Here is a 26,735-nt window from a genome sequence, read left to right as displayed (position 1 = left end):
GGTCACACACCGATGCGCGTCCCGCACGGTCAGGGGTGCCGGGTGTGCTGCTCCGAGAGAACGCGGTCCAGGGCGTCGACGGCGCCGCGGAGCTCGCCCTCGGTGACGGTGAGGGCCGGGCGGAATCGAATGCTCCGCGAGCCGCAGCCGAGCATGAGGACGTGTTCGCGCTCGCGCAGGTCGGTGACGACGGCGTCCCTGGTCTCGGTGTCGGGCAACGAGATCGCCCTCATGAGGCCGCGACCGCGCACCTCGGACACCACGGGATGACGCACGGCCAGCGTCGAGAGCTCATCGCCCAGGACCTCGCCCAGCTGCGCGGCACACTCGACGAGGCCGTCCCGCTCGATCACCTCGAGGATGCGCCGCGCGCGCACCATGTCGGCCAACCCGCCGCCCCACGTCGAGTTGATGCGGGATCCGACACGAAAGACGTTGTCGCGCACCAGGTCGACTCGGCGGCCCGCCATGATGCCGCAGACCTGGGTCTTCTTGCCGAACGCCACGACGTCGGGCTCGAGGCCGAGTTGCGTGTGCGCCCAGGCGGTTCCGGTGATGCCGACGCCTGTCTGGACCTCGTCGACGACGACCAGGGCGTCGTACTCGTGACAGAGATCCTGCAGGGCGCGGAGGTACGCCGGCCGGAAGTGGTGATCGCCGCCCTCGCCCTGGATCGGCTCGAGGACGAGGGCGGCGATGTCGTGGGGGTGACGGTCGAAGTGCTCGCGCGCGGCCGCGAGGGACCGGCCCTCGAGCGCGTCCATGTCCGCGCCGTCTCGGACGTAGGCGGAGGGAATGCGCGGCCAGTCGAACGCGGGGAAGCGCGCCACCTTGATCGGATCGGTGTTGGTGAGCGACAGTGTGTACCCCGACCTGCCGTGGAAGGCGTGCTCCAGGTGCAGGATTCGGGTGCCGAGCCGGGGATCGCGCCCCGCCTCCTCGTTCCGCCGACTCTTCCAGTCGAAGGCGACCTTGAGTGCGTTCTCCACGGCGAGCGCGCCGCCCTCCACGAAGAACAGGTGCGGCAGTTCCGGGATGCCGAGGACGCGGGCGAAGGTGTCGACGAAACGCGCCATCGGTTCGGTGTAGACGTCGGAATTGCTCGGCTTGTGCAACGCGGCGGCGAGGAGGTCGTCGCGGAACTGCTCGTCCTCGGTCAGCGCCGGGTGGTTCATGCCCAGGGCGTTCGAGGCGAAGAACGTGAACATGTCGAGGTACGTCGCCCCGTCGCGTTCGTCGACGAGCGTGGCGCCGCGTGATCGCTGCAGATCGAGCACCAGATCGAAGCCGTCGACGAGCAGGTGACGGGCCAGGCTGTCGTGGACGGACAGCGCACTCTGAGGGGCCGGAGGCGGCAGTACCCGGGTCATGAAGGTCAGTCTATGCGATAAAATCCTGTCAAGACGGTACTAAAACGGAAAATATCCTGACATGGCCATGAGGGAGACTCGACATATGACCGCCACGACCACCGCCGGCCTGGCCGACCGCACCTCCGAGCTTCTACGCTCTCTCGGCGCCGAGCCGCTTCTGCCGTCTGCGCCGAACTCCGGCGAGGCCCGGGCCGCGCGCAGCCCCGTGACGGGGGAGACGCTGGGACTCGTGCCTGTCACCGTGACCGCCGAGGAGGCCGTCACGGCCGCGGCGTCGGCGTTCGCCGAGTGGTCGACGGTTCCCGCCCCGGTGCGCGGAGCGGTGGTGCGCGAACTCGGAGAATTGTTGCGCGAGCACAAGTCCGCGCTGGGCGAGCTCGTCAGCATCGAGGCCGGCAAGATCGTCAGCGAAGGCCTCGGCGAGGTCCAGGAGATGATCGACATCTGCGATTTCGGGGTGGGCCTGTCCCGCCAACTGCACGGGTCGACCATCGCGACGGAGCGACCCGGCCACCGCATGATGGAACAGTGGCACCCGCTGGGCGTGGTCGCCGTGATCACGGCCTTCAACTTCCCGGTGGCGGTGTGGTCGTGGAACACCGTGCTCGCCCTGGTCGCCGGGGACACCGTGGTGTGGAAGCCGTCCGAGAAGACGCCCGTCACCGCGATCGCGGTGCAGGCCCTCGCCGACGAGGCTGCCCGACGTGCCGGCGTCGACCTCCCCGTCACCCAGCTCGTCCTCGGTGAGCGGGACGCCGGGGAGGCGCTGGTCGACGATCTGCGCGTCGCGCTCGTCTCGGCCACCGGCTCCACCCGCATGGGCCGCGAGGTCGCGCCCCGCGTCGCCGCGCGCTTCGGCCGGGTTCTCCTCGAACTCGGCGGCAACAATGCCGCGATCGTCTGTCCCAGTGCGGATCTCGACCTCACGGTCCGCGGAATCGTGTTCTCCGCGGTCGGTACGGCGGGCCAACGCTGCACGTCGCTGCGCCGGGCGATCGTGCACGAATCGGTGGCCGACGACCTCGTGGATCGCCTCGCAGCCGCGTACGCGACGCTGCCCATCGGCTCCCCGCTCGACCCGGACACCCTCGTCGGACCCCTGATCGACGAGGACGCGTACACGGCGTTCGCCGCCGCCCTCGACGAGGCCCGTGCGGACGGCGGAATCGTCGTGACGGGAGGCGAGCGCGTCGACGGCCCCGGCGTCGGCAGCGCCGATGGCGCCGCCGGCGGCGTCTATGTGCGCCCGGCCGTCGTCCGCATGCCGGCGCAGACCGCGGTGATGCGGCGGGAAACCTTCGGGCCCATCCTGTACGTCGTGACCTACACCGACCTCGGCGACGCCATCGCCGTCCACAACGACGTCCCGCAGGGCCTGTCGTCGTCGATCTTCACCACCGACCTGCGCGAGGCGGAACGCTTCCTGTCGCCGTCCGGATCGGACTGTGGCATCGCGAACGTCAACATCGGGCCGTCCGGCGCCGAGATCGGTGGGGCCTTCGGCGGCGAGAAGGAGACCGGTGGCGGGCGCGAGTCCGGCTCCGACGCCTGGAAGGCCTACATGCGCCGCACCACCAACACCGTCAACTACAGCTCGGAGCTTCCTCTCGCCCAGGGGGTGACCTTCGAGTCCCCCGCTCGCTCCGCAGGCTCCGCTCGATGATGGACATCCCGATTCGCGACGAGGTCATCCGCCTCGGACAGTTCCTCAAACTCGCGAACCTCATCGACTCCGGGTCGGAGGCCAAGGCGGTGATCGCCGACGGGTCGGTCCAGGTCAACGGCGAGGTGGAGACGCGGCGCGGACGCCAACTGCGCGTCGACGACGTCGTGACCGTCGGCGGGCAGTCCGCGCGCGTCATCGCCGAGTGACCGTCACCGCCCCGACCGTCAGTCCTGTGCCGGCAGCGGTTCCGCGGTGACGACCACACCGTCGTCGTCGCTGTAGACGAACTCGCCGGGCGTGAACGTGACCCCGCCGATCTCGACGGGCACGTTCTTCTCGCCCGATCCCGTCTGCGTGCTCTTGCGGGGGTTGGTGCCGAGGGCCTTCACCCCGATGGACAGCGTGCGCAGGATGGCGGAGTCGCGGACCGCGCCGTGGACGATCACGCCCGCCCACCCGTTCTCGACGCCGCGGCCGGCGATGATGTCGCCCACCAGGGCCGTGTGGATCGACGCGTCACCGTCGACCACGAGGACGCCCCCGTGACCCGGCTCCGACAGGGTCTGCTTCACCAGCAGGTTGTCCTGGAAGCACCGGATCGTGGTGATCGGACCGCAGAACTCCGTGACGGCGCCGAGCTGGCGGAACTGGGTGTCGCAGCTGCGGATGTCCGGACCGATGGCGTCGGCCAGATCGGCCGTGGCGATGAAGGTGCTCATGGCTGCACAGGATAGGGCGGCCGGGTGTGGGCTCGGGTGTGAGACGTGTCGCTCGGTTGGACCTGCCGCAGCGGGGGAATACGTGACCGATGACAACGAGTCAGGAAAGCAGCGGCGACGGAACGCGCCGACAGCCCGGAGGAGAATCACCGATGTCCGGCCAGAACCCCGAGCCCACCGAAGTCGCAGGACTGGAGAAGGGCGGGGGAGTCGCCCCCGGCGACACCCCACCCGTTTCCACGTCCGCGGGCGGACCCAATCACGAACCGCCGCAACGCACCCGAACCCCGGCCGTCATCTTTCTGGCCGTCGTCGGCATCATCGTCGTGCTCGTGGCCCTCGGCCTGATCGGGCGCATCGCCGGATTCTTCGGGTAGCGCGGCGCAGGATTCCTGCTCTCCTCGCGCCGTCGAGGAGCAGGATCCCGCCTACCGAGGACGCACCGGGAGCAGCAATCCCGCGCGCTTACCCGCCGTGCTCGGCCGCGTTCGCGGCGATCACGTCCACCAACCACTGCGCCAGACCCTCGGCCCGCTCGTCGTAGTGCGCGCGGAACCGCTCGTCGGTGACGTACATGGCCGATACGCACACCTGCATCGCGTGGTCGCAGTCGTAGAACCGGTCGATGGACAGCCGGTGGCGTTCGGCCAGGGCGTTCGCGGCGGGGTCGCCCGGCCGGACCCCCGCGGCCATCGCCGCCGCGAGGTCCGCCTCCAGCGTCTCGGACTCGACCTTCACGGCCGTCCAGTCCTCGGCGGTGAACCGCGCGGTGCGCTCGCGGCTCTGCGCCCACGCGTCCGTGTCCCCCCACCGCTCGCGGGCCTCGTCCTCGTACTTTTCACCCGTCCAGTCGTCGCCCCAGATCTCGCGCAACTGCTCGGGTGTGACCTCGTTTCCCATGGTTCTCTCCTCGATCAGTGTGTCGACGGCGGTCGCCATCGCGTGCAGGTGATCGATGCGCTCGGCAAGCAGGTCCCGTTGACGCCGCAGATGCGTGAGGGCATCCGCGTCCGGATCGTCGAGAATCGTCCTGATCTCGTCCAGCGGAAACCCGAGCTCGCGGTAGGCGAGCACGGCGAAGAGCCGCTCGACGTCGTCGTCCGAATAGGTGCGGTAGCCCGCGCCCGTCCGGCCCGACGGCACCACCAACCCCACCGCGTCGTAATGGTGGAGCGTGCGGACACTGACATCGGCGAGTCGGGCGACCGCGCCGACGGTGCGGTGTCCGTGTGCATCGTTCACGCTGCTCACTGTGATTCCTCCCGTCGCGTGAGGGTCAAGGCCGTATCGTCCGCGGCACCCGGTTCGGGGCTGTGACGTGACGCACTGGTGGAGTACCGTGGTCCGGTACTTGTCAACGCCCGTCACACACAGCTCGACGTGAGCCGTGAACCGAGTCTCCCGGGGAGAACGATGCCTGCGCCGACCGCCGCCACCTTCGACCGCCTGGTCGCCCTTGCTTCCGTCGACGTCGCCGCAGGTCGCGAGACCCGGCCGGTCGTCGAGGTCTTCACCGGACGCGAGATGGCGACCGTTCCGGTGGGCACTCGGGACGACGTCCTGGCCGCCGTCGAGACCGTGCGCGCCGCCCAGAAGGCGTGGGCCGCCACGCCGGTCTCGGAACGGGCCAAGGTCTTCCACAAGTACCGGGACCTGGTGCTGAAGCATCGCGCGTCGCTCATCGACATGGCACAGGCGGAGACGGGCAAGTCGCGGTCCGCGGCCCAGGAGGAAGTGCTCGACATCGCGATGACGTCGCGGCACTACGCGCGCACCGCAGCCGACCTGCTGAAGAGCAAGCGGGTGCCCGGCATGCTCCCGGTGCTGACCAAGACGCGCATCAACTATCAGCCCAAGGGCGTCATCGGCATCATCTCGCCGTGGAACTACCCCATGACGCTCGCGGTGTCCGACGCCATCCCCGCGCTGCTCGCCGGCAACGGCGTGGTGCTCAAGCCCGACAGCCAGACGCCGTACTGCGCCCTGGCCTGCGTGGAGCTGCTGTATCAGGCCGGTCTGCCGCGGGACCTGTTCGCCGTCGTGCCCGGACCGGGCTCGGTGGTCGGCACCGCGATCGTCGACACCACCGACTACCTCATGTTCACGGGATCGACCGCGACGGGCCAGCTGCTCGCCGAGCAGACCGGCCGCCGGCTCATCGGCTTCTCCGCGGAGCTGGGCGGCAAGAACGCGATGGTCGTCACCAAGGGTGTCAAGATCCCCGAGGTGGTCGACGCCGCCGTGCGCGCCTGCTTCTCCAACTCCGGCCAGCTGTGCATCTCGATCGAGCGCGTCTACGTCGAGAAGGCCATCGCGGACAAGTTCACGGCCGCGTTCGCCGAGCGTGTGAAGAGGATGACGCTGGCCGCGACGTACGAGTTCGGCGTCGAGATGGGCAGCCTCATCTCCGAGGACCAGGTCAAGGCCATCTCGAACCACGTCGACGACGCCAAGGTCAAGGGCGCGACGGTGCTCGCGGGCGGCCGCGCGCGGCCGGACATCGGACCGATGTTCTACGAGCCGACCGTGCTGACCGACGTCACCGACGACATGGAGTGCGCCGCCACCGAGACGTTCGGCCCGCTGGTCTCGATCTATCCCGTCGACAGTGTCGACGAGGCCGTCGAGCGCGCCAACGCCACCGAGTACGGCCTCAACGCCAGCGTGTGGGCACGGACCAAGGCCGAGGGCGAGGCCATCGCCGCGCGCCTGCGTGCCGGCACGGTCAACGTCGACGAGGGCTACGCGCCGACCTGGGGCAGCACGGGCGCCCCGATGGGCGGCATGGGCGTCTCCGGTGTGGGCCGCCGCCACGGTGTCGACGGCATCCTCAAGTTCACCGAGTCGCAGACGGTTTCGACCACGCGTCTGATCAACCTCGGTGGTCGGCGTCTCCCGCCGAAGCTGTGGGCGAAGGCGCTGCCGGTGTTCATCCGAGCCATGAAGTACTACCCCGGACGCTGACGTTCCGCGCTGTGCCTGCGGCGCGGGCATCCGGTAGATTCGGGCGAAACACCCGAACCGACAGAGGACGAATGGACAGCGACAGACCCGGGCCGGTCACGGCTCCCCGCGTATCGACGGATACGACCAGGGAGGTGACCGGCACATGATCGAAGCTTTCCTGACCCTGCTGCTGGGCATCGTCGTGGTCGTCGGCATCACTGTCGCCACGGGCTACTTCGTGGCGCAGGAATTCTCGTACATGACCGTGGACCGGTCCCGGCTCGAGGCCCGCGCCAAGGCCGGTGACGCCACGGCCGCCCGCACGCTGGGTGTGACCCGGCGGACGTCGTTCATGCTCTCGGGCGCCCAACTCGGCATCACCGTCACGGCCCTGCTGGTCGGCAACTTCGCCGAGCCCCTGATCGGACAGTCGCTGGGCACGCTGCTCGGCGGCGTCGGGGTGCCGGCCGGAATCGGCATCGCCGTCGGCGCGGTCACGGCCCTGGTGGTCTCGACGTTCGTCCAGATGCTCTTCGGCGAGCTGTTCCCGAAGAACTACTCGATCGCCCGTCCGGAACCGGTCGCCCGCTGGCTCTCGCTGTCGACGACGATCTACCTCAAGCTCTTCGGGTGGCTCATCCGCATCTTCGACGCGTCGTCGAACGCTCTGTTGCGCGCGCTGAAGATCGAGCCGGTGCACGACGTGGAGCACTCCGCGACGGCCCGCGACCTCGAGCACATCGTGGCCGAGAGCCGCGACACCGGCGATCTCCCGGAGGAGCTCTCCACGCTGCTGGACCGGATCCTCGATTTCCCGACGCGCACTGCGGGCCACGCGATGATCCCGCGGTCCCGCGTCGCCACCGTGCGGGACGACGCGACGATCGCCGAGGTCCGGGCGCTGATGAGTGTCGAGCACTCGCGGTACCCGGTGATGGCTGCGGACGACTCCATCCTCGGCGTCGTACACCTGCGTGACGTGATGCAGACCGACCTGCCGGCACACACGCCGGTGACCGAGCTGGTCAGGCCCGCGCTGGTGCTGCCGGAATCGCAGCTGCTGCCCGATGCGATGGGTGAGCTGCGGACGTCGAAGAACCAGATGGCGTGCGTGGTGGACGAATACGGTTCCTTCACCGGCGTCGTCACCATCGAGGATCTGGCCGAGGAACTGGTCGGCGAGATCACCGACGAGCACGACGACGAGCTGTCCGTCGACCCCGTTCAGGACGCCGACGGCGTGTGGACCGTGGCCGGCGACGTCCACCTCGACGAGGTGGAGCGGTCACTGGGCCGCGATCTGCCGTCCGGCGACTACGAGACGGTCGCCGGTCTGGTGATCGCCGAGTACGGGTCCTTGCCGGAGGTGGGCGACACCGTCGAGATCGACCTGCCCATGGATCACGGTGAGCTGGCCGGTGACGACGAGCCGGTGAGCCGGTACCTCGTGGCCACGGTGCGCGACATCGACAACCACGTGCCGTCGCAGGTGACGCTCGAGCTCGGGGAGCGCGACGCCGACGAGGTCGCGGCCCCGGCGGCCGGAACGGAGCACAACCGATGAGCAATCCCTTGGTATTCCTCGTGGTCACCACGGCGCTCGTCGCGCTCAGCGCGTTCTTCGTGGCCGTCGAGTTCGCGCTGCTGGCGGCCAAGCGTCACCGGCTCGAGGACGCGGCCGCCACCAGCCGCTCGGCCCGCGCCGCGCTGCGCAGCTCGGCGGAACTGACGGTGCTGCTGGCCGGTTCGCAGCTCGGCATCACGCTGTGCGCGTTGGCTCTCGGTGCGTTCTCCAAGCCGACGGTGCACTACTGGCTGCGGCCGCTGTTCACCTCGACCGGCCTGCCCTACTGGGCGGCGGACGTGCTGGGGTTCGTGTTCGCGCTGGTGATCATCACGTTCCTGCACCTGGTGGTGGGTGAGATGGCCCCGAAGTCCTGGGCCATCGCGCACCCCGAGCGCTCGGCCACGCTGTTGGCGGTGCCGATGCGCGTCTTCATGTGGTTCACCCGCCCGATCCTGGTGTCGCTGAACAACATGGCGAACTGGCTGCTGGTCAAGGCGGGCGTGGAGCCGGCCAATCAGGTGGTGTCGGGTCAGAACCCCGACGATCTGGCGCAATTGGTTGCTCACTCCGTGAGCGTGGGGTCGCTGAACCGAGAGTATTCGGACCAGATCACCCGGGCGCTCGAGCTCGAAAGCCTCACGGTCGCGGACCTGCTGCGCGGCGGTGACCCCACCGCGGTGTCCGTCGGTGCCACGGTCGCGGACGTCCGTGCCGCGTCGCTCCGAACGGGTCACCTACGGATCCTGGTGCGCTCGCAGGACGACGTCGTGGGCGTGGTGCACGTGCGAGACACGTTGCAGGCGGAGGACACTCGGCCGATCGAGGAGTTCGTGCGTCCGGCGTTCGAGCTCGCGGCCGACCGCACCGTGTACACGGCGTTGGCCGAGATGCGCTCGACGCGCAACCACCTCGCGGTGGTGCGGGACGGCGGCGGGGCGGTGCTCGGTGTGATCACCCTGTCCGACGTGCTCGTGCGGCTGCTGCCCAGCGCGGAGCCGTCGCCGGAACCCGCGCGCGCCTGACGCGTTCGCGCTCGTCTCGGCCGGGGTCAGCCCGTGGTCGCCAGGGTCGAGGCGACTCCGAAGGCCACGGCCATGAGCGCGCACTCGGCCACCGCGCGGCGCACCGACACCGGGGCCGGCGTTCGGTGATCGCCGATCGTGGCCACCCAGGTGCGACGACGCCACCACCCGCCCGCGACCAGCAGGACCGCCAGTGCGGCCTTGGCCAGGACCAGCCGCCCGTAGCCGTCGGCCACCAACGCGGACACCGAGCCGAGTCGACCGGCGGCGGCGACCACCCCGGTGATCACGACGATGCCCACGCACCATCCGGCGGACCGCGAGTAGAGCGGCAGCATCTCCGCCCATCCGCCCCGACTCTGCAGGGTGAGGGCGAGGGCCAGCAGCACGCCCAGCCAGACGGAGGCGGCCAGCACGTGCAGGGCGATCATCGGTGCCCCGAACGCCTGCTGCCCGAGATGGCCCGTGATGGGGCGCATCACCACGGCGACGCCCACGGGCACCACCACGAGCACCCCCGAAACGTCGGCGCCGGTCCGCACCACCGCGACGGCCCCCGCCGCGAGCAGAGCGGTGATCAGGACGACGGCCGCTCCGAGCCGACCCCCGACGACGCCGCCGAGATAGTCCGCGAATCCGGCCGTCGTGAGGTCCGACGCGACGACGCCCTGCGACCGCGCCGCGCCGAGCAGGAGCAACGCCGCCTCGGTGACGCACCACGTCGCGGCGGTGACCACCACGGCCCGCCATGCACGGGCGTCGTCGACGTGCCGGGAGGTGGCGCCGACGAGCAGCACCACGCCCAGACCGAGGGTGGTCGCGGCGGCGAGATCGGCCACCGCGCGCAGGCCGCTGTCCGGCGGATCGGTCTCCCCTCGCGCGAGGATCACCGCCACCAGAACGCCGAGCGCGGCAGCCGGGACGACGGCGAGAGGCAACCACCGCTCGCGGGCGCCCTCCGTCGTCCCGGCTCCCGTCATGCTCGCGTCACCGACGCGAGCGGAGCGAGAATCCGAGCGCGCCGACGAATACCACGCCCGCCGCGACGAGGAACGGCCACAACGGGATTCCGCCCCCCGACTCGGACGACGCCGACGCGTTCGCGGCGGGACCGGGGGTGCCCGCTCCGGCCGTCGTCAACTCGAACGTGCGCGTGCCGCTTACCGGATGGCCGTCGGCCGAGGTGACGCGGTACGCGATGGTGTACGTCCCGGCCGGGCCGAGCTCGCGCAGGTCGACGGTCACCGTCGGACCCTCGACCCGCGGGTCGCCCTCGGACCACAGATTGCCGTCCGGCCCGACGACGGTGAGGGAGGCGAACTGCTCCTGCACCGCCTCGTTGAACGTCACCGACGCGGTCGCGGGACCGGCGTCGACCGAGCTCTCGTTCTCCGGCGAACTCCCGACCACCACGGAATGCGCAGCCGCCGTGGGCATTCCGACGAACAGCAGCGCGGCGAGGAGAAGCAGCACCGTGCGGATCCGACTCACGAGCGTCGACCCCGCAGCACGCTGCCGAGTCCGAGCGCCGCGCCGAGCGCACCGAGCACCAGGGCGACGCCCGCCACCCACAGCGCGGTGTCGTCGGACGACGACGATTCCGCGGCGGCCGTGGTCGTCGCGGTGTCGGACGCGGCGGCGGAATGCCCACCGTGACCGGCGTGCTCGTCGGCACTCGCGGCGGCGAGTTCCAGTGTGGGCGCCGGGTATTCGGGCTCGGCGCCGTCGGTGGCGGGTTGATCCCACGCGACGACCTGCCCGTCGCTGTAGGTCTGTCGCGCCGGGAAGGACACCGTGTCTTCGTCCGGCAGCGGGCCGGCGGACAGGACGAACTGCTGGAACTGGCCCGGTCCGACGCCGGGGTTGCCGGGGTCGGCCGTCCACGTGACGCCGGTGGCCTTGTCGTCCGCGGAGCGCTCCACGGTGGCGGTCCAGCCCGGCATGGGCTCGGTGCGCGCGGACGTGAGGTTCGGAAGGTCGACCGTCACCGACGTCGTCGACGCGGTGTCGGACTCCGTGGGCACCCGGACGGTGAGGACGGTGTACCCGCCCTGCGCCGCGCCGGGAGCGACGACGGTGACGTGAGCGGAGGCGACGCCCGCGGCGGCGATCATCGCGGCGGCGGACAGGGCACCCGTGCCGAGGGCACGCGTGACAGTGCGATTCATGAGGTTGTCTCTCTGGGTGAGGAAGGGAAAGGACCGGGAGCGTCAGGCGCTCGGCGGTCCGCGCCTCGAGAGAGCGGGCAGCAGGGGTACGGGAACGACGGCGGAGAGGTGGCCGGTGAGCGGCGGGCTCCCGGCCGGGGCCGGAACCAGCGGCACGAAGCGGATGGCCCGCAGCACCGAGCCCGCCACGGCGGCCAGGCGTTCCGCCGACGCGACGAGGACGGCACCGACCACGACCGCCGCCGCGTGCGCCGCCAGCATGGGGGCACCGACCGGGTGAGCGTGCCCCGTGGCCAGCACCAGGACGAGGTGGGCGATCACCTGACCGGCGGAGAGCCAGCCGGCGATGGGGATCCGACCGTCGCGCCGGGTCCCGACGGTCGACGCCGTGAGCCCGAGCCCGACGGACACCAGGGCCACGAGGGTCAGAGACGTGGAGTCGGGCGTCCCGCCGTCGGCGGTGGCGTGGGCGGCGACGGCGAGGGCCCCGGTGAGGGCGCCGACGGCGGCCCCCCGGAACGCGCGTCGTCGCTCGGTCACAGCGGTCCTAGCGGACGCCGAGGCGCGCGAGGATGTCGGCTTCGATGCCGTCGATCTCGTCGGAGATGGCGCCGTGGGCGAGGCTGCGCCGCTTGGGCGGCATCTGCTCGGCCGCGTGCACGGCGGTGGTGAGGTCGGACAGCCGGGCGCGGGACGCCTCGACGAAGCGGCCGGTCTCGGTGTCGCGGTGGGTGGTCTCGAGTTCCTTCAGCGACTTCTCGGCGCCGACGATGCGGGCGCTCAGCTTGGCGCCGTGCCCGGTGTACTGGCCGAGTTCCTTGACGTCGACACCCAGGCGCGCCGCGCGGGACTGATCGAGCTGCGAACGCACGGCCGTCGCCGCGCGGTAGGCGATGGGGACGAGCACGGGCGCGAGCACGCGGCCGATGCCGACCCACTTGCGCACCTTGGCCGGGTTGACCTTGCCCTCGCGGGCGCGCTGTTCGCGAGCGGCGAGGGCCTTGCGGTAGGCCTCGTCGGTCTTCTGCTGGCTCGCGAGCGCCTTGGCGTCGTTCTTGGCCAGCTTCTTCAGATGCTTGCGCTCGTTGCGGGCGGAGTACTTCGCTTCCAGTCCGGCCTTGTGCCGGAGGGCCTTCGCCTCCGCTTTACGGGTGGCCTTCCGAGTGGCGCGTCGTGACTTCTTCGTCAGCAGACCCATGGTCGATCCTGCCCCTTCGTGTCCGACGGCGCGCCGGGCGCCCACCTGCGGCGCCCCGACGGCGCCTCGTGCAGCCCAGCCTATCGGTCCGGACTGCCGTGTCGGCGGGTGGATCTACGCTGCGAGAGTGTCCCCTTCCGCCATGATCGACGCCGCCACGCTGACGCGGTGCCGTCACCGCGTGTACCTCGACACCGCGTACCGGTCCCTGATCGCCGACGTGCCGGAGGACACGGGGGTGCAGATGCGGCGGGAAGCGGCCGCGGTGCACCGGCTGGTGGTCAAGGACGCGCTGATGGCGGCCGATCCCGTGGGCTGGGTGGTCGTCCCGTCGGAGTTGTCGCATGCCGAGCGGGTACGGCGGACCACGCGGGCGCTGGAGGACGGGGCCCGGTACGTCTGGAACGCCACGTTCGCCGACGACGCCGAGGCAGGCCGGCGCGGCCGCTGCGATCTGCTGATCGCGGATCCCGCCGGGGGGTACATCCCGGTGCTGGTGGTCAACCACAAGGTCACCGACCCCGGTTCCGGGGCCATGACCAGCCCGTTCGGTCGGTGGGAGCCCGATGTCGACGTGGCGCGGAAGGTCCGTCCGCAGCTTCGGGACCAGCTCGGCGCGGTCCACGTGCACCGCCTGCTCGCCTCCCTCGGCCAGGACGGGAGGTCCGCCGTCGGCGGTGCGATCGGCTTCGGCGGGGACGTGATCCTGGTGCACGATCTGCTCGCCGTCGGCCCCACGTACGACGCGCGGTTCGCCGACCGTCTCGCGATCGCGCGTGGGGAGGCGGTCACCGCGCCGGTCAAGGTGTCCGAGTGCCGGTCCTGTCCGTGGTGGTCCGAGTGCGGGGAGACGCTGCGCCGGACGCGTGACGTCAGCCTCGTCGCCGCGGGGTCACGAGCGGACGCGTTGTACGCCGCGGGGATTCGCACCATCGACGAGCTCGCCGCGTGGACCTCCGACGCCCCGCCCGAGGAGTGGCCGCACGGGGATTTCGCGGAAGCCGTCGTCGTCGCGCAGGCGTGGTTGGCGCAGGCCCCGTTGGTGCGGCGTACGGAGACCGTCGCGGTGCAGCGCGCCGATGTCGAGGTGGACGTCGACATGGAGAGCTACCAGGAGCACGGCGCGTACATGTGGGGGACGCTGCTCGACCGGCGGGACGGATCCGCCCCGCGGTACCGGGCGTTCACCACGTGGGAGCCGGTGCCGACCATGGACGAGGCCCGCTCGTTCGCCGAGTTCTGGACGTGGCTCATGGGCGTCCGCGCGGAGGCGCACGAGTCGGGCCGGACCTTCGCCGCCTACTGCTACTCCCGCGCCGCGGAGGACAAGTGGCTGATCGGGTCCGCGCGTCGATTCGCCGGGATGGACGGCGTGCCCACCGAGGCGCAGGTGCGGGAGTTCATCGACGGCCCGGAGTGGGTCGACATGTACATCGCGGTGTCTCAGAACTTCGTCTGTCCGGACGGCAAGGGTCTGAAGAAGGTGGCGCCCGTCGCCGGGTTCACCTGGCGCGACGACGAGGCGGGCGGCGAGGCGTCGATGGCCTGGTACCGCGCGGCCGTCGGGTACGACGATGCGCCCGAATCCGACGGCGCCTTGATCACGACGGACCTCTCCCAGCGCGAGCGCCTGCTCGAGTACAACGAGGACGACGTCCGCGCCACCCACGCGCTGCGGGTGTGGATGGCCGGCGAGGACGTGCTCCGGCTCCCGACGGCGGCGGATTTGGCCCGCGCGTACCGCTGAGTGGGACCCCCGAACACGAGAGAGGCGCCCTCTCGCTGCGAGTCGGGGGTCGGCAGCGAGGGGACGCCTCAGGGTGTCTTCGGGCCTACGGCACCCATGGATGGGTGGCGGCGCGAAAACTTTCCGAGAAGATCAGCGCGGGGCCATACGCAGCGCGCCGTCCATGCGGATGGTCTCGCCGTTGAGGTAATCGTGCTCGACGATCATCTGCGCCAGCTGCGCGTATTCGGTCGGCTGGGCCAGGCGCGACGGGAAGGGCACACCGGCCTCGAGGCCGTGGCGGTACTCCTCGGTGACGCCGGCGAGCATCGGGGTGTCCACGATGCCGGGGGCGATGGTGTTGACGCGGATACCGACCTGCGCGAGGTCACGTGCCGCCGGAACGGTCATGCCGTGCACGCCGCCCTTGGACGCGGAGTAGGCGATCTGGCCGATCTGGCCCTCGAACGCCGCGACCGACGCGGTGTTGATGACCACGCCGCGCTGACCGGCGTCGTCGACGGTGGGGAGGGACTGCATGTGCTCGGCGGCCAGACGCATGACGTTGAACGTGCCGAGCAGGTTGATGGTGATGACGGTGCGGAACAGCTCGAGATCGTGCGCACCCTTCTTCGACAGGATGCGGCCCGCCCAGCCCACACCGGCGCAGTTGACGACGATGCGCAGCGGTACTCCGGCCTCGCCGATGGTCTTCAGGGCCGCGCGGACCTCCTCGTCGCTGGTGACGTCCGCGGCGATCAGCGTGACGCCGTCGGGCACGGAGTCGCCGGCCTTGTCGATGGAGGACTGCAGGTCCAGACCGAAGACGGTGACCCCGTTCTCGGCGAAGCGCTTCGCGGTGGCGGCACCCAGTCCCGATGCGCCGCCGGTGACCAGTGCTGCGGATCCTGCCATCTCCATGAGTCGGTCCTCTCGTCGTGCAGCCGCCACCCGAGTTAGTGACGACTTACCGAAATGCACCCTAGTCGGTTGGGGCACACTCGGGTCATGACCCCGACTGCCGACGATCTGGTCCTCCTGCGCCGCTGTGTCGCCCTGGCCCGGGAGGCGCTCGACGCCGGCGACGAGCCGTTCGGCTCCGTCCTGGTCGGTGCCGACGGCACGGTGCTGTTCGAGGACCGGAACCGGGTGAGCGGCGGCAACCGCACCCTGCATCCCGAGTTCACCATCACGCAGTGGGCGACGGACCACCTGACGCCGGCCGAGCGCGCCGCCTCGACCGTCTACACCTCGGGGGAACACTGCGCGATGTGCTCGGCCGCGCACGCCTGGGTGGGGCTGGGGCGCATCGTCTACGCGGTGTCGGGAGCGCAGCTCGGGGCCTGGCAGCGCGAGTGGGGAGTGCCCGCCGCGCCGGTGACGCCGCTGTCGATCCAGCAGGTCGCCCCGGGCCTGGAGGTGGACGGTCCGGCCGACGAGTTGGTCCCCGTGATGCGGGAGCTGCACGGCCAGGGCGCTTCCCGCTGACGGTTCCTACGTCTGCTGACGGTGCACCGTCCGTGAACGCGGGCAGCGTCAGCGGGAACCGGACGGGGCCGACTCCTCCGACTCCACAGCCGCCGGGGCGGGCTTGCGCATCCGCCAGGTGGTGAGCGCGCTGCCCACGGCCAGCACCACCACGGCGCCGACGATGCCGATGGACGACGTCGGGAAGACGCCCTCGAGGATCAGCCAGACACCGAAGACGAAGAACAGGGTGGCGGCGCCGAGCGTGATGAGCCGCTCCGGGAGGCGCTTGCCCAGCGTGGCGCCGACGACGATGGCCAGCGCGTCGGCGGCGACCATGCCGAGGGTCGAGCCGATCCAGACGCCCACCCAGTCGTTGTCGGAGGCGAGCGTGACGGTGGCGAGCATGGTCTTGTCGCCGAGCTCGGCGAGGAAGAACGCGGACGCGACGGCGATGAACGCGGACTTGGTGACGCGGTCGGCCTTGCTCTTCTCCTCCTCGTCGAGGCTGTCCCCGCGCAGGGTCCACAGGCCGAACACGAGGAACGCGACGCCGCCGACGATGCCGATGAGGTGGGTGGGCAGCGCGACGCCGAGGGAGTGACCGACGGCCACGGACACCAGGTGCACGACGGTGGTGGCGAGGGTGATGCCGCCGATGACGACCCACCAGCGGTACTTGAGGGCGAACGTCATCGCCATCAGCTGGGACTTGTCACCGAGCTCGGCGACGAAGATGACGCCGAAACTGAGCAGCAGGGCGGCGAGCACTGATACCTCCGTGGGCAGGCGCGTCGGCCTCCGCGAGGGGAGAGATCGGCCGGCGCTCGGCGCCGGGGTGCGGCGCCGTACGGTCATCGGACCGAAGGTCTCGCCCACCCGCCGGACGGCCGGTTCGCCGAGCCGGGAGCGGCCCGTACGGGCGCCGCGCCAGTATGTCGACTCGACGATTGGGGGCTACTCCCCTTCGCTGCCCACCACGCTAAAGTGCTGGTCAGGAGTGTGCAACTTCCGAAATTGCAGTTCGGCGGGCCGAAGAAAACCGTGTCGGACCCCGCCGCGCGGCGCTCCGGCGGCCCGTCAGCGGAACGCGTTCTCCCCGGTCATCGCCTGTCCCAGGATGAGGGTGTGCATCTCGACGGTGCCCTCGTAGGTGAGCACCGACTCGAGGTTGTTCATGTGGCGGATCACCGGATACTCGAGCGAGATTCCGTTGGCGCCCAGAATCGTGCGGGACGTGCGGCAGATGTCGAGCGCCTCGCGGACGTTGTTGAGCTTGCCCAGGCTGATCTCCTCGGTGCGCAGGGTGCCCGCGTCCTTGCGGCGGCCGAGGTGCAGCGCGAGCAGCAGCCCCTTCGTCAGCTCGAGGTTCATGTCCACGAGCTTCTGCTGGGTCAGCTGGAACCCGGAGAGGGGCCGGCCGAACTGGGTGCGCTCGGAGGCGTAGCTCAGCGCCGCCTGCAGGGACGATCGCGCCGCACCGAGCGAGCCCCAGACGATGCCGTACCGCGCCTCGTTGAGCGCCCCCAGCGGAGCCTTGAGCCCGCGCGCCTCGGGGAGCACCGCCGAGGCCGGCAGCCGCACTCCCTCGAGCACCAGTTCGCTGGTCACCGACGCGCGCAGCGACATCTTGTGCTCGATGCGGGGGGCGGAGAAGCCCGGCGTCGACGTCGGAACGACGAAGCCGTTCACGCCGTCGTCGGTCTTCGCCCACACCACGGCCACGTCGGCGACGCTGCCGTTGGTGATCCACATCTTGCGTCCGTCGATAATCCAGTCGTCGCCGTCCCGACGGGCCCGCGTCAGCATCGACGACGGGTCCGATCCGGCGTCGGGCTCAGTGAGGCCGAAGCAGCCGAGTGCCTCGCCGGCGGCCAGGCGCGGGAGCCACTCGGTCTTCTGCTCCTCGGAGCCGTACTTCCAGATCGAGTACATCGCGAGCGATCCCTGGACCGAGACCAGCGACCGCAGCCCGGAGTCCGTCGCTTCCAGTTCGAGGCAGGCCAGTCCGTACTCCGTCGCGCTCATGCCGGCGCAGCCGTACCCCGTGAGGTGCATGCCGAGCACGCCGAGGGCGCCGAGCTCCTTCGCCAACCCGCGGATGTCGTCGATCTCCCCGCGTTCGAACCAGTCGCCGACGTAGGGCTCCACGCGGCGTTCGCACAGGGACCGCACCGAGTCGCGCACCGCCTTCTCGTCGGCGGAGAGCAGGTCGTCGATCCCGGCGAGATCGAGGGCGGCGCGGGTGTCGATCATCGGAGATCCTTTCGGCGGGAGCGTGTGACCTCGACTGTATCCGCCGGCTCCGACCGGGTCAGGCGGCCAGCAGCATTGCCAGGACGGCGGTGTCGGGATCGCTGCCGGGGTCGAGCCCGACGCGGCTGATGAGCGAGGTCACCGTGCCGTCGGCCTCGGCCTCCACCCAGGCCGCGCGATGGTCGAGCCCGAGGTGCGGCAGGCCGGGCAGCAGCACGCACCCGGAGGCGGCGCCGGCGCATTCGGGCAGCGTGGGCATGGTTTCCGACGGCGGATGCAGCATCATCAGCGCGGCGGGCGAGTGGTGGGCGAAGCGTTCCGGGGTGACCGCGGCGTCGCCGACCACCGGTCCCTCGGCGACGACGAGGCCCACGGTGCCCTCGGCGGGATCGTCGGGCAGTTCCTCGCGAACGCCGAACACGGTCGTGGTGCCGAGCAGGCCGGGTGTCGACGCCACCCGCACGGTGAAGGCGAGCAGTTGCGCCCACTCCTTGGTGGTGTCGGGCCATCGGCCCGAGACCACGAAGCCGCGCAGCGTCCCGCCTGCCTGGAACGGCGCGACGGCGATGGGTCCGCGATGTACGTCCATGACTGCACCTCCGGTCCGGGGAGGGAAGAACACCACGCGCCCCATCTGGCACACAAGAGGGATCGAGTGCCAGGCGCGGGCTGGGCCCTCGCACGCGAGAACGCCGCCCCCGCGCGGGCGAGGACGGCGTTCCGAGTGACCCCTCACGGGGCCGGGGCACGATCAGGGGAAGATCAGGCCCGAGGTCTGCGAGGTGGCGGCGGCGAAGCGCTGCTGGACGTCGGCCCAGTTGACGACGTTCCAGAACGCCTTCACGTAGTCGGCCTTGACGTTCTTGTACTGCAGGTAGAAGGCGTGCTCCCACATGTCGACCTGCAGCAGCGGGATGATGCCGAGCGGCACGTTGGCCTGCTGGTCGTACAGCTGGAACGTGAGCAGCTTCTTGCCGAGAGTGTCCCAACCGAGGACGGCCCAGCCGGATCCCTGCAGGCCGTTGGCGGCCGCGGTGAACTGCGCACGGAACTTGTCGAACGAGCCGAACTGGTCGTCGATCGCCGCGGCGAGCTCGCCCTCGGGCTTGTCGCCACCGTTGGGGGAGAGGTTCTTCCACCAGATGGAGTGGTTCACGTGGCCGCCGAGGTGGAAGGCCAGGTTCTTCTCGAGCAGGAAGATCGAGCCGTGATCCTCCTTGTCGCGGGCGTCGGCCAGCTTCTCGAGGGCGGTGTTCACGCCGGCGACGTAGGTGGCGTGGTGCTTCGAGTGATGCAGCTCGTTGATCTCGCCCGAGATGTGGGGCTCCAGAGCGGCGTAGTCGTAGTCGAGGTCGGGCAATGTGTACTCGGACACGAATGTTCCCTTCTCATGCTGTCCGTCGACTCGCACGTCGGAGCCGACGATGGGGTTTCGGCCCGTCGATCGGACGGACCCGTCGGGGTCTGGCCTACCCTGACCCCGTCATTCGTACACCTCGCACCGGCCCGCGCACCCGACGGCCCGATACCACGTGGCTGCGTCGCACGTCGGCGAATTCGACCCACACATGAACGGAACCTTACGATCGGGTGCTATGTCCCCGGCTCGCGACTCCGACGAGGTGGCCGCCCCCGCGCGCGCCGCCGGTCTGCGGAGCGTGCGGTTCCCCGGCCTGAACGTGCTGCGCGCGGTCGCGGTCCTTGCCGTCGTGTACTCCCACATCTCGTACTACCTGGTCGACGACGTGGGCGGGACCTGGTGGGTCATCGACGCCGTCACCGCGACCCTGATCGACGTCGGCGGGCTCAATCACCACCTCTCGTTCGTCGGGGTGGCGTTCTTCATGATGCTGACCGGCCTGGTGTCGACGGCGTCGGTGGCGCGGAACTCGCCGCGCTCGTTCCTGGTGGGTCGCGCGGCGCGCCTGCTCCCGGTGTTCTGGTTGTCGATCCTCGCGGCCGTCGTGCTGGTTCGACTCGGGGTGAACGGCATGTTCTCCCAGACCGTCGGGATCAGTAACGCCGAAGCCGCGATGAGTTTCGTGCTCGGCGGGTTCTTCCTGCGTCCCGAAGTGGTGGTCCTCGGCGTCACCTGGACGCTGATCGTGCAGTTCGTGTTCTACGGCTACGCGGTCGCGCTGCGTCGTCTTCTCATGACGCGACCGGTTCTGGTGCCGACCCTCGGCGCCGCGCTGTGCTGGCTGGTCCTGCTCTACACGGACCTGGTGCCCTACGACTGGACGATCCCGATGCTCGACAAGGTCGCCGCGACGCTGCCGACGGTCTTCCTCGGTCAGATCGCCTACTTCGCGTTCGTGCGGATCGCGTCGTGGCGCGTTCTGGTCGGCGCGGCACTGGCGCAGTTCGCCGTCATCCAGTTCGCGATGACCGTCGACGCGTTTCACGTCGGCCAACGCGGCCACCTGTGGACGGTGCTGGTCCTCATCGTCGCGGTCGTGCTCGTCGCGCCGACCGACACCGCGTTCGGCCGCAGCCGCGTCGTGCACTGGTTGGCGACGCGCAGCTACACCATCTATCTGGTGCACACGCTGGTGCTCTATCGGATCTACGAGTGGGTGGAGCCGCACCTCGGCGCCACCGCCGCCGTCGCCGTCTTCGCTCTCGTCGTCGGCATCCTGTCCGACGTGGTGTACCGCTACGTCGAAACGCCCGCCTCGGCGTGGATCGCCAAGCGCTTCGCCGGCAGCGGGACGCCCGCCGCGGATCCGAAGGTCACGCCACCTGCGGCATGACCTGCTCGGCCACCAGCGCCAGGTGATCGAGGTCGTGGAGGTCGAGCACCTGCAGGTAGACGCGGGTCGAGCCGAGTTCGGCGAACCGTCCGAGGGTGTCCACCACCTGATCAGGTGATCCGGCCGCACCGTTGCGGAACACCTCGTCGACCTCGCGTCCGATCGCCCCGGCCCGTCGGGCCACCTCGGCATCGGACGACCCGCAGCACAGGACGAGGGCGTTGGAGAAGGTCATCGACGACGGGTCGCGCCCGGCCTCGGCGCAGGCCGCCCGGACGCGGTCGAACTGCGTGGCCGTGGTCTCGGCGTCGGCGAAGGGCAGGTTGAACTCGCTGGCGTAGCGCGCGGCCAACGCCGGCGTCCGCTTCTTCCCGCCGCCGCCGATGACGATCGGCACCGAGTCCTGCGCGGGCTTCGGCAGTCCGGGCGACCCGGTGACCGAGAAGTGGTGTCCCTGGTGGTCGAAGGTCCCGCCCTCCGGCGTGGCCCACATGCCGGTCACGATGGCCAGGGTGTCCTCGAAGCGATCGAAACGCTCGCCGACCGGCGGGAACGGAATCGCGCCCGCCGCGTGCTCCTCGGCGTACCACCCGGCGCCGAGCCCGAGTTCGACGCGGCCACCGCTCATCGCGTCGACCTGCGCGACGGACACCGCGAGGGGGCCCGGGTAGCGGAAGGTCGCCGAGGTGACCAGCGTCCCCAGGCGGATGGTCGACGTCTCGCGGGCCAGCCCGGCCAGGGTGACCCAGGCGTCGGTGGGCCCGGGGCGACCGTCGACGTTCATCGGGAGGTAGTGATCCGACCGGAAGAACGCATCGAATCCGAGGTCTTCCGACGCGCGGGCGACCCGGAGGAGGTCGTCGTAGGTCGCGCCCTGCTGCGGTTCGGTGAAGATGCGGAGGTCCATGCCTCGACTGTAGGAGACGTCGGGTTGGACGGCGCACGAAGCGCCGGGGCGTTCCTCCGTCCGGAATCCAGGACGGAACGGGTTTCAGGTCGGTTTCTGTGGATGCTTCTGTGGACAGTGTGGATAACTCGGCGCCCGCGCCGGTCCTGCGGTCGGCCCGACGACGGACCGTGGCACGGCGCTGCGCGTGAGCGCGCCAACGAAACGAGCGGCGCCCCGACGGGCGGTGCCCCTTCCCGGTGGGCGGCAGGGTCATCTGTCGACGACATCGCACCTGGCCGCGCCGCAGTCGGAGTCAGTGAAGCCGTGGGTGCCGTCCGGAAGGGCGGCCGCCCACTCTCCCTATGAGGTGACGTCCGATAGCGTCTCCGCGTGGCCAAATTCCCGAAAGTCCGAGAGCAGCACATCGCCGTCTTTGGCGAGGCGGGATCGGGCAAGACCGTCCTTGTGTCGTCGTTCTTCGGTCCGACGCAGGAAGGGTCCTACACGAACGACCTGTGGGACCTTCGTGGCCGATGACGCAGGTCAGGCGGGCCGGCTCTACAAGAACTACCTGGGCATGCGCGTCAAAGCGGAGACGCCGCTACCAAACCGATTTCAGGCCATCACCTATTACTTTTCGGTCAAACTAAAAGGCGGCGAGAACGCCGCTGCGAAGAATCGGCCCTTCGACGTCCTCCGACTCGCGTGGCACGACTACCCCGGTGAATGGTTCGGAACCGAACCCAATAGCCCTCTCGAGAGAGATCGGCGCATCGACAACTTCCGTTCGCTGCTTCGGTCCGATGTCGCAATCCTGTTGGTGGATGGACAGAAATTGTTAAACCACCGAGGGGAGGAGCACAAGTACCTCAAGTCGCTGATGTTCGCTTTCCGCCACGGGCTCCTTCAGCTAAAGGACGACCTGCTCGAGGACGGGCCCATCATCGAGTTCCCGCGGATCTGGATTCTGGCGTTGTCGAAAGCCGATCTGTTCCCGGATTGGGACGTCGACACCTTTCGTGATCTGGTCATCCTCAACGCAGCAGAGGACATCGAGCACTTCCGATCGACCGTCGCCGATCTGATCGATACGCCCGAGGCACTGTCGATCGGCGAGGACTTCATGCTGCTGTCGTCCGCCAAGTTCGAACGCAAGCTCGGTGGCGAGCAAACAGTCGGCATCGACTTGACGCATCGCATCGGTCTCGACCTGATTCTGCCTGTGGCATCCATCCTGCCGCTGCAACGCCGAGTGCAGTGGCACCAAAAGTTTGACATCTCCGTCAGGGTCCTGAAGTCACTCGCAGACGGCGCCGAACTGCTGGCTGCCGGCCTCGCGGGCGGCAAGTTCGCGCCGATCGAGAAGTTGCTTGCCCGGATGCCGAAAGTGGACAAGGCACTGCCGATCCTTACGACAGCAGCGCAGTTGGCGGGGCCGAAGCTCAAGGAAATGCACGAGCAGGCTCGCGCACAGAACGACTACCTGCGCGCAACCCTGACGCAGTTCAAAAGCGACCTCGAGCAAGGCGTCGACGACAAAGTAATCAGGAATCCCAAATGACCGCCCGACTGGGAGATCTCGGAAGCATGATGTGGGCCACGCGAGGCCGAAACTGGGGCTACCGGTTCCTCTTCGACGCAGGATTAAGCGATCCGTTGCCGGACTATGAACGCGCTTTCGGCGACCTTCGCGACGAACCGACGGCGTGGCGACGACACGACGGTTGCGTCGCGTTGCGTATTTCGGATCCCCTCGGGCGTCGCGATTCGGCAGGGCGCGTCATTCCCCACGAGTTCGTCTTGTACGGCGACCTCGCCGCGGCGGTCGAGTCCGTCGACGACGGCCTGCGCAAGGTGTGGCCACTGGTGTCCGAGGTGTACGCGAGCGTGTGGGACGCCTCGACCCCACCGGATCTGAGCAACGAAGCGTTCAACGAAGGACACCCACAGTGAAGCAGATCGCCGCTTAGCTCTTGGCCGCCACGACCGACGTTGACGGTGCTGAGAACTGGTCGACTCTGAAATGGCAATGCAACCGGGTACGGCGTCACCGACTCGGTTCGTCGTGTGGGTCGGTTGTTCTCGCGGGGTGTCCGTGCTTCGCCGCCAACGATCAGCAGTTTCAGGTAGATCGCCAGCTTCTCGAGCCATGGGCTCTCGTAGTCGAAGAGCTGCGACAAGAACTCGTACTGACGGACGTAGGTGCCGGCGTCCTTACGGAACATGGTCAGCTCGTCCATCGCGACCTTGTCGGATGCGTCGGCCGCTTCCTGCATCCGCACGGTGTAGCGCTGCGCGGCGGGCGCGATCCACTTTTCGAGGGCGCTGTTGCCCTTCTTCGCCAGGTAGTCGACGACCAGACCGTCGACCTCCGACCCCTCGTAGATGCCGAGGACCGCGAGCTTGCGTTCGGTGTTGTGCACGATGTTCGCATCGGTGAGGTCGGCGAGAGTCGTCACCTCGTAATACGGGGAGAACGACTCGACGACGTCGGACACTTCGTTGGCGAAGTCCAGCACGAACGTCTGATCCTTCAGCGGAGCGAAGGTGCGATTGAGGCGCGAGAGCGTCTGCACCGCTTGGACGCCGCCGAGCTTCTTGTCGACGTACATCGCAACCAGCTTGGGCTGATCGAAACCGGTCTGAAATTTGTTGGCCACCAGCATCACCTGGAACTCGTCCGTCGCGAGCGCATCCCTCAGATCCCGGCCCTTCAGGCCGGGGTTCATCGTGGTCTCGGTGAATGGATCGTTTGTACCCGACTCGGTATCGGTCACCTCGCCGGAGAATGCGACGAGTGCCGCGACGTCGGAGTAGCTGTGCTCGGTGACGTACTTGTCGAAGCCGAGCTTGTAGCGGACGGTCGCCTTGCGTGAGCTGGGACAACTATCGCTTTCGCGTGGCCGTCGAGACGCCACGCGACGTTCTCGCGGAAGTGCTCGACGATGATCGCGACTTTCTGCGCGATGTTGGTGGGGTGCAGCTTGACCCAGTTCATCACCAATTTCACCGCGGCGGATCGGTCCACCAGGTCGGCATCGGTGCCGTCGGTGGTGACAGCGATGGTGTCGTCGCTGGTGTAGCTGATGCCGTTGTGCGCCACGCGGAAAGCCGTCTTGTACGGGGTGTAATTGCTGCCGCACGGACAAGCGTACTGTTCTGCTACCAGACACCGCAGCAGGTGACTGCGCGACAGGCATCGACTTCGAGGGGACAACCTGATTCGTTATGTTTTCCAACCTGCCCAGCGCGTCTCAAATTTTCTACGAACCCGACCTTTACATCGGCAAAAGAGTGACCGTGAGCTGGGACAAGAGCGGAACGCTACTGTCGGTGGAGCAAACCAACCCATACGGACAATCGAAGGTACGTCTGGTTATCAAAGCGGACTATGGCGGCGAGACTTTCGACGTCGAGCTCGACTCCACCATGGCCGTAGAGGTCAGTAATCCGAGTCTGTGAGCGGACGGTTGCGGTCCGCAGTTCCGTCGAACGAACCGTCCTGCGTCAGTTAACTCTCCTGTTCACCCTCAATATCGGTATCGGGCACCGTCACACGCCTGGAAGGAGCCGGGGCCGCGTGATGCGGCCTGCTGCGACTCACCAAGAACCGGCGTGGCGGTGATCCGGCCGGGCCAACGCCAAACCCGCTGTTGCACAACATATTTAAATAGCCGATCATATTTATTATGACATAAACGCTGTTCAAGCTTACGCTACCCAGATTGCAATCGCTAGGGGCGTACTACCTGTCTCCGTTCCGTCGGAGGCAAGAGTGTTCTGTATCGGTTGCAAGGGCCTCACCTCGCGGCCGTCACGGTGCCTAACACGGTTTCGGGCCGCCGGCCCGGTCGACTGAACCGTCACGCGGTCCGTCTCGTCGTCGATCAGCTTCATGGCGCACACACCTCGATGCTCCAGTCGCCCGAACTGCGGACTATTTTGCGATCGTGTCGCGCCGCGGCGGGACTTTTGACCTAACCTCGGCGCATGTCGACGACACAGCAATTGCATGGTCAGTGGTGGGCGGCAGACGCAGCAGACCGCACCGTGTACGGGGTTCTCACGCTCGGCGATGACGCCGAGCCACGGCTTGATCTCGGCGGTGAACTACTGGGCTTCTCGCGCGACTCAGTCACCGTGCATGGCAGTTCGGGCGGTCGAGCCGTCTCGATTTTCGGCGCGTACGTTACAGCTGAGAGCGGCATCGTTCGCAACGGCGAAGATCACCGTCGCCAGACAATCGAGGGTGACGGCGTAGTGATCGGACAGAACCACGTGGCCGATAGGAACGCTCTGGCTTTCGCCGAGGCGGTGATCGAACTGGACTACTTGACGTTCTGGACAGCCGAGTTCGACCCGATGATTTCGCACCCGCCCGGCGGCGGGACTTCCTTCACCGTTCCCGATCCGCTGCCCCGTACTGCGTCCTACGGCGCAGTCCAAGTCACGGTCAGCAGCTATTCCAGCTATTCCGGCCAGAGCAGCTTCACTCGCGACGATATGGCCGTTCCCGGCCGGTTCAAGAACATCATCTTCGTATCAAGCATCGAGCGTCTCTCAGTCGACGACCACCTTGCTATCTCGCGCCGCCTCTCCGACCTCGTCACGATCGCGATGCACCGGCCCACAGGTGTCCGCGCCATCGCGTTTTATGAGACGGCCGGCTCCTCCGGCATTAGTGACCGCTATGAATGGTGGAGCGCGGACGACCTCCCGGAGGAGAACACCGTCCTGGACGAGCGCAGTCGACGTCGAATCAATTTTCGATTGTCCGACGTCGACGATGTCGAGCAGCTGCTCGGTCGGTGGAACGAACTCCATACCGGTGCCTTTTACGGTGTGGCGTCGTTGGTCGCACAGCTACGCGAAACGACCACGTTCTACGAAAGGAGCTTGACCCGGTTCTCCGGACACCTGATCTGTAGCGTTGCTGCTGCAGGAGAGGAGTCCGAGCCATGCCCGCTGCACATCCAGAGGAGTTC

General features: G+C 68.8%; 28 protein-coding genes. 13 read left to right on the top strand and 15 right to left on the bottom strand.

All coding sequences use genetic code 11. From position 1 onward, the window contains the following. Window positions 1-29: 29 nt before the first annotated feature. Window positions 30-1,370: an L-lysine 6-transaminase gene (lat, locus tag BMZ18_RS08690; RefSeq protein ID WP_068364085.1), complete on the bottom strand. Its 1,341-nt coding sequence runs from the start codon at window positions 1,368-1,370 to the stop codon at window positions 30-32. An 85-nt stretch (window positions 1,371-1,455) separates the two neighbouring features. Here lat and amaB point away from each other — a divergent pair, with 85 nt between their 5' ends. Continuing rightward, the gene (gene amaB / locus BMZ18_RS08685; protein ID WP_068364087.1) at window positions 1,456-3,036 is read left to right on the top strand and encodes an L-piperidine-6-carboxylate dehydrogenase; all 1,581 of its coding nucleotides are present in this window, start codon (window positions 1,456-1,458) and stop codon (window positions 3,034-3,036) included. Continuing rightward, window positions 3,033-3,245 carry an RNA-binding S4 domain-containing protein gene (locus tag BMZ18_RS08680; RefSeq protein ID WP_068104331.1) on the top strand — a complete coding sequence of 71 codons (213 nt, stop codon included), beginning with the start codon at window positions 3,033-3,035 and terminating at the stop codon, window positions 3,243-3,245. The genes amaB and BMZ18_RS08680 overlap by 4 nt, the downstream gene beginning before the upstream one ends. A gap of 18 nt (window positions 3,246-3,263) precedes the next feature. On the opposite strand, the gene rraA is transcribed toward BMZ18_RS08680, so the two are convergent. Further along, the gene (gene rraA, locus BMZ18_RS08675) at window positions 3,264-3,758 is read right to left on the bottom strand and encodes a ribonuclease E activity regulator RraA (RefSeq protein WP_068364089.1); all 495 of its coding nucleotides are present in this window, start codon (window positions 3,756-3,758) and stop codon (window positions 3,264-3,266) included. Window positions 3,759-3,910: 152 nt separating this feature from the next. Between rraA and BMZ18_RS08670 the strand changes: the two genes are divergently transcribed. Then, on the top strand, window positions 3,911-4,135 hold the full coding sequence (locus BMZ18_RS08670) for a DUF6480 family protein (RefSeq protein WP_068104326.1): 225 nt from the start codon (window positions 3,911-3,913) through the stop codon (window positions 4,133-4,135). An 88-nt stretch (window positions 4,136-4,223) separates the two neighbouring features. Here the strand turns inward: BMZ18_RS08670 and BMZ18_RS08665 are convergent, their stop codons facing one another. Beyond that, window positions 4,224-5,009 (bottom strand): MerR family transcriptional regulator, encoded by a 786-nt coding sequence (locus BMZ18_RS08665; protein ID WP_371828494.1) that lies wholly within the window; start codon window positions 5,007-5,009, stop codon window positions 4,224-4,226. A 162-nt stretch (window positions 5,010-5,171) separates the two neighbouring features. On the opposite strand from BMZ18_RS08665, the gene BMZ18_RS08660 reads away from it, so the two are divergent. From BMZ18_RS08660 to BMZ18_RS08650, 3 genes are all read left to right on the top strand, one after another. After that, window positions 5,172-6,722 carry a succinic semialdehyde dehydrogenase gene (locus tag BMZ18_RS08660; RefSeq protein WP_068364092.1) on the top strand — a complete coding sequence of 517 codons (1,551 nt, stop codon included), beginning with the start codon at window positions 5,172-5,174 and terminating at the stop codon, window positions 6,720-6,722. Window positions 6,723-6,867: 145 nt separating this feature from the next. After that, window positions 6,868-8,268, top strand: a complete 1,401-nt coding sequence (locus BMZ18_RS08655; RefSeq protein WP_068364094.1) for a hemolysin family protein — start codon at window positions 6,868-6,870, stop codon at window positions 8,266-8,268. Further along, the gene (locus BMZ18_RS08650) at window positions 8,265-9,293 is read left to right on the top strand and encodes a hemolysin family protein (protein WP_170851475.1); all 1,029 of its coding nucleotides are present in this window, start codon (window positions 8,265-8,267) and stop codon (window positions 9,291-9,293) included. The genes BMZ18_RS08655 and BMZ18_RS08650 overlap by 4 nt, the downstream gene beginning before the upstream one ends. A 26-nt stretch (window positions 9,294-9,319) precedes the next feature. Here BMZ18_RS08650 and BMZ18_RS08645 read toward each other — a convergent pair whose 3' ends face one another. The 5 genes from BMZ18_RS08645 to BMZ18_RS08625 are packed head-to-tail and all read right to left on the bottom strand — an operon-like array spanning window position 9,320 to window position 12,659. Beyond that, window positions 9,320-10,273 carry a CopD family protein gene (locus tag BMZ18_RS08645; RefSeq protein ID WP_068364097.1) on the bottom strand — a complete coding sequence of 318 codons (954 nt, stop codon included), beginning with the start codon at window positions 10,271-10,273 and terminating at the stop codon, window positions 9,320-9,322. Between the two features lie 7 nt (window positions 10,274-10,280). Then, entirely contained in the window at window positions 10,281-10,730 is a 450-nt protein-coding gene (locus BMZ18_RS08640; RefSeq protein WP_068106625.1) for a copper resistance CopC family protein, read from the bottom strand. Window positions 10,731-10,780: 50 nt separating this feature from the next. After that, entirely contained in the window at window positions 10,781-11,461 is a 681-nt protein-coding gene (locus tag BMZ18_RS08635) for a YcnI family copper-binding membrane protein (RefSeq protein ID WP_068364100.1), read from the bottom strand. A 42-nt stretch (window positions 11,462-11,503) separates the two neighbouring features. Then, window positions 11,504-12,001, bottom strand: coding sequence for a hypothetical protein (locus tag BMZ18_RS08630; RefSeq protein WP_068364102.1), 498 nt, complete (start codon window positions 11,999-12,001; stop codon window positions 11,504-11,506). 7 nt (window positions 12,002-12,008) lie between these two features. Further along, window positions 12,009-12,659 carry a DUF6474 family protein gene (locus tag BMZ18_RS08625; protein WP_068364106.1) on the bottom strand — a complete coding sequence of 217 codons (651 nt, stop codon included), beginning with the start codon at window positions 12,657-12,659 and terminating at the stop codon, window positions 12,009-12,011. Between the two features lie 142 nt (window positions 12,660-12,801). Here BMZ18_RS08625 and BMZ18_RS08620 point away from each other — a divergent pair, with 142 nt between their 5' ends. Further along, complete coding sequence (locus BMZ18_RS08620; protein ID WP_068364108.1) at window positions 12,802-14,406, top strand: TM0106 family RecB-like putative nuclease; 1,605 nt, start codon at window positions 12,802-12,804, stop codon at window positions 14,404-14,406. A 132-nt stretch (window positions 14,407-14,538) separates the two neighbouring features. On the opposite strand, the gene BMZ18_RS08615 is transcribed toward BMZ18_RS08620, so the two are convergent. Continuing rightward, the gene (locus BMZ18_RS08615) at window positions 14,539-15,306 is read right to left on the bottom strand and encodes an SDR family NAD(P)-dependent oxidoreductase (protein ID WP_068104310.1); all 768 of its coding nucleotides are present in this window, start codon (window positions 15,304-15,306) and stop codon (window positions 14,539-14,541) included. Window positions 15,307-15,393: 87 nt separating this feature from the next. Here BMZ18_RS08615 and BMZ18_RS08610 point away from each other — a divergent pair, with 87 nt between their 5' ends. Continuing rightward, window positions 15,394-15,873, top strand: a complete 480-nt coding sequence (locus tag BMZ18_RS08610; protein ID WP_068364111.1) for a nucleoside deaminase — start codon at window positions 15,394-15,396, stop codon at window positions 15,871-15,873. A 48-nt stretch (window positions 15,874-15,921) separates the two neighbouring features. Here BMZ18_RS08610 and BMZ18_RS08605 read toward each other — a convergent pair whose 3' ends face one another. The 4 genes from BMZ18_RS08605 to BMZ18_RS08590 all read right to left on the bottom strand — a co-directional run bounded on the left by BMZ18_RS08605 (window position 15,922) and on the right by BMZ18_RS08590 (window position 19,483). After that, a complete protein-coding gene (locus BMZ18_RS08605) occupies window positions 15,922-16,623 on the bottom strand; it encodes a TMEM165/GDT1 family protein (protein ID WP_068364114.1) in 702 nt (233 codons plus the stop codon). Window positions 16,624-16,932: 309 nt separating this feature from the next. Next, complete coding sequence (locus tag BMZ18_RS08600; RefSeq protein ID WP_068364117.1) at window positions 16,933-18,108, bottom strand: acyl-CoA dehydrogenase family protein; 1,176 nt, start codon at window positions 18,106-18,108, stop codon at window positions 16,933-16,935. Between the two features lie 58 nt (window positions 18,109-18,166). Beyond that, window positions 18,167-18,697, bottom strand: a complete 531-nt coding sequence (locus BMZ18_RS08595) for a peptidase (RefSeq protein ID WP_068106619.1) — start codon at window positions 18,695-18,697, stop codon at window positions 18,167-18,169. Window positions 18,698-18,859: 162 nt separating this feature from the next. Next, a complete protein-coding gene (locus BMZ18_RS08590; protein WP_068106616.1) occupies window positions 18,860-19,483 on the bottom strand; it encodes a superoxide dismutase in 624 nt (207 codons plus the stop codon). A 283-nt stretch (window positions 19,484-19,766) separates the two neighbouring features. Here BMZ18_RS08590 and BMZ18_RS08585 point away from each other — a divergent pair, with 283 nt between their 5' ends. Then, window positions 19,767-20,861, top strand: a complete 1,095-nt coding sequence (locus BMZ18_RS08585; protein WP_068364143.1) for an acyltransferase family protein — start codon at window positions 19,767-19,769, stop codon at window positions 20,859-20,861. Here BMZ18_RS08585 and BMZ18_RS08580 read toward each other — a convergent pair. Beyond that, on the bottom strand, window positions 20,842-21,768 hold the full coding sequence (locus tag BMZ18_RS08580; RefSeq protein ID WP_068364120.1) for an LLM class F420-dependent oxidoreductase: 927 nt from the start codon (window positions 21,766-21,768) through the stop codon (window positions 20,842-20,844). The genes BMZ18_RS08585 and BMZ18_RS08580 overlap by 20 nt on opposite strands. 372 nt (window positions 21,769-22,140) lie before the next feature. Between BMZ18_RS08580 and BMZ18_RS19890 the strand changes: the two genes are divergently transcribed. Beyond that, window positions 22,141-22,287 carry a hypothetical protein gene (locus BMZ18_RS19890; RefSeq protein ID WP_211267492.1) on the top strand — a complete coding sequence of 49 codons (147 nt, stop codon included), beginning with the start codon at window positions 22,141-22,143 and terminating at the stop codon, window positions 22,285-22,287. After that, window positions 22,277-23,311 carry an ATP/GTP-binding protein gene (locus BMZ18_RS08575; RefSeq protein ID WP_211267493.1) on the top strand — a complete coding sequence of 345 codons (1,035 nt, stop codon included), beginning with the start codon at window positions 22,277-22,279 and terminating at the stop codon, window positions 23,309-23,311. Before BMZ18_RS19890 ends, BMZ18_RS08575 begins: the two co-directional genes overlap by 11 nt. 103 nt (window positions 23,312-23,414) lie before the next feature. On the opposite strand, the gene BMZ18_RS08565 is transcribed toward BMZ18_RS08575, so the two are convergent. Continuing rightward, a complete protein-coding gene (locus BMZ18_RS08565; protein WP_342028286.1) occupies window positions 23,415-24,950 on the bottom strand; it encodes a type I restriction enzyme subunit R domain-containing protein in 1,536 nt (511 codons plus the stop codon). A 28-nt stretch (window positions 24,951-24,978) separates the two neighbouring features. Here BMZ18_RS08565 and BMZ18_RS08560 point away from each other — a divergent pair, with 28 nt between their 5' ends. Together BMZ18_RS08560 and BMZ18_RS08555 are read left to right on the top strand one after the other, a co-directional pair. Beyond that, window positions 24,979-25,212 (top strand): hypothetical protein, encoded by a 234-nt coding sequence (locus BMZ18_RS08560; protein ID WP_068364127.1) that lies wholly within the window; start codon window positions 24,979-24,981, stop codon window positions 25,210-25,212. Between the two features lie 528 nt (window positions 25,213-25,740). Then, window positions 25,741-26,735, top strand: a 995-nt coding sequence (locus tag BMZ18_RS08555) for an ApeA N-terminal domain 1-containing protein (RefSeq protein ID WP_139203892.1), incomplete at its 3' end; no start/stop codon positions are given.

Origin of the sequence: Rhodococcoides kroppenstedtii (assembly GCF_900111805.1) — a bacterium.
In the GTDB taxonomy this organism is placed as follows: Bacteria; Actinomycetota; Actinomycetes; order Mycobacteriales; family Mycobacteriaceae; genus Rhodococcoides; species Rhodococcoides kroppenstedtii.
The sequence above is the reverse complement of the archived record's forward strand: the minus strand, read 5'-3'. Positions and strand labels throughout refer to the sequence as shown.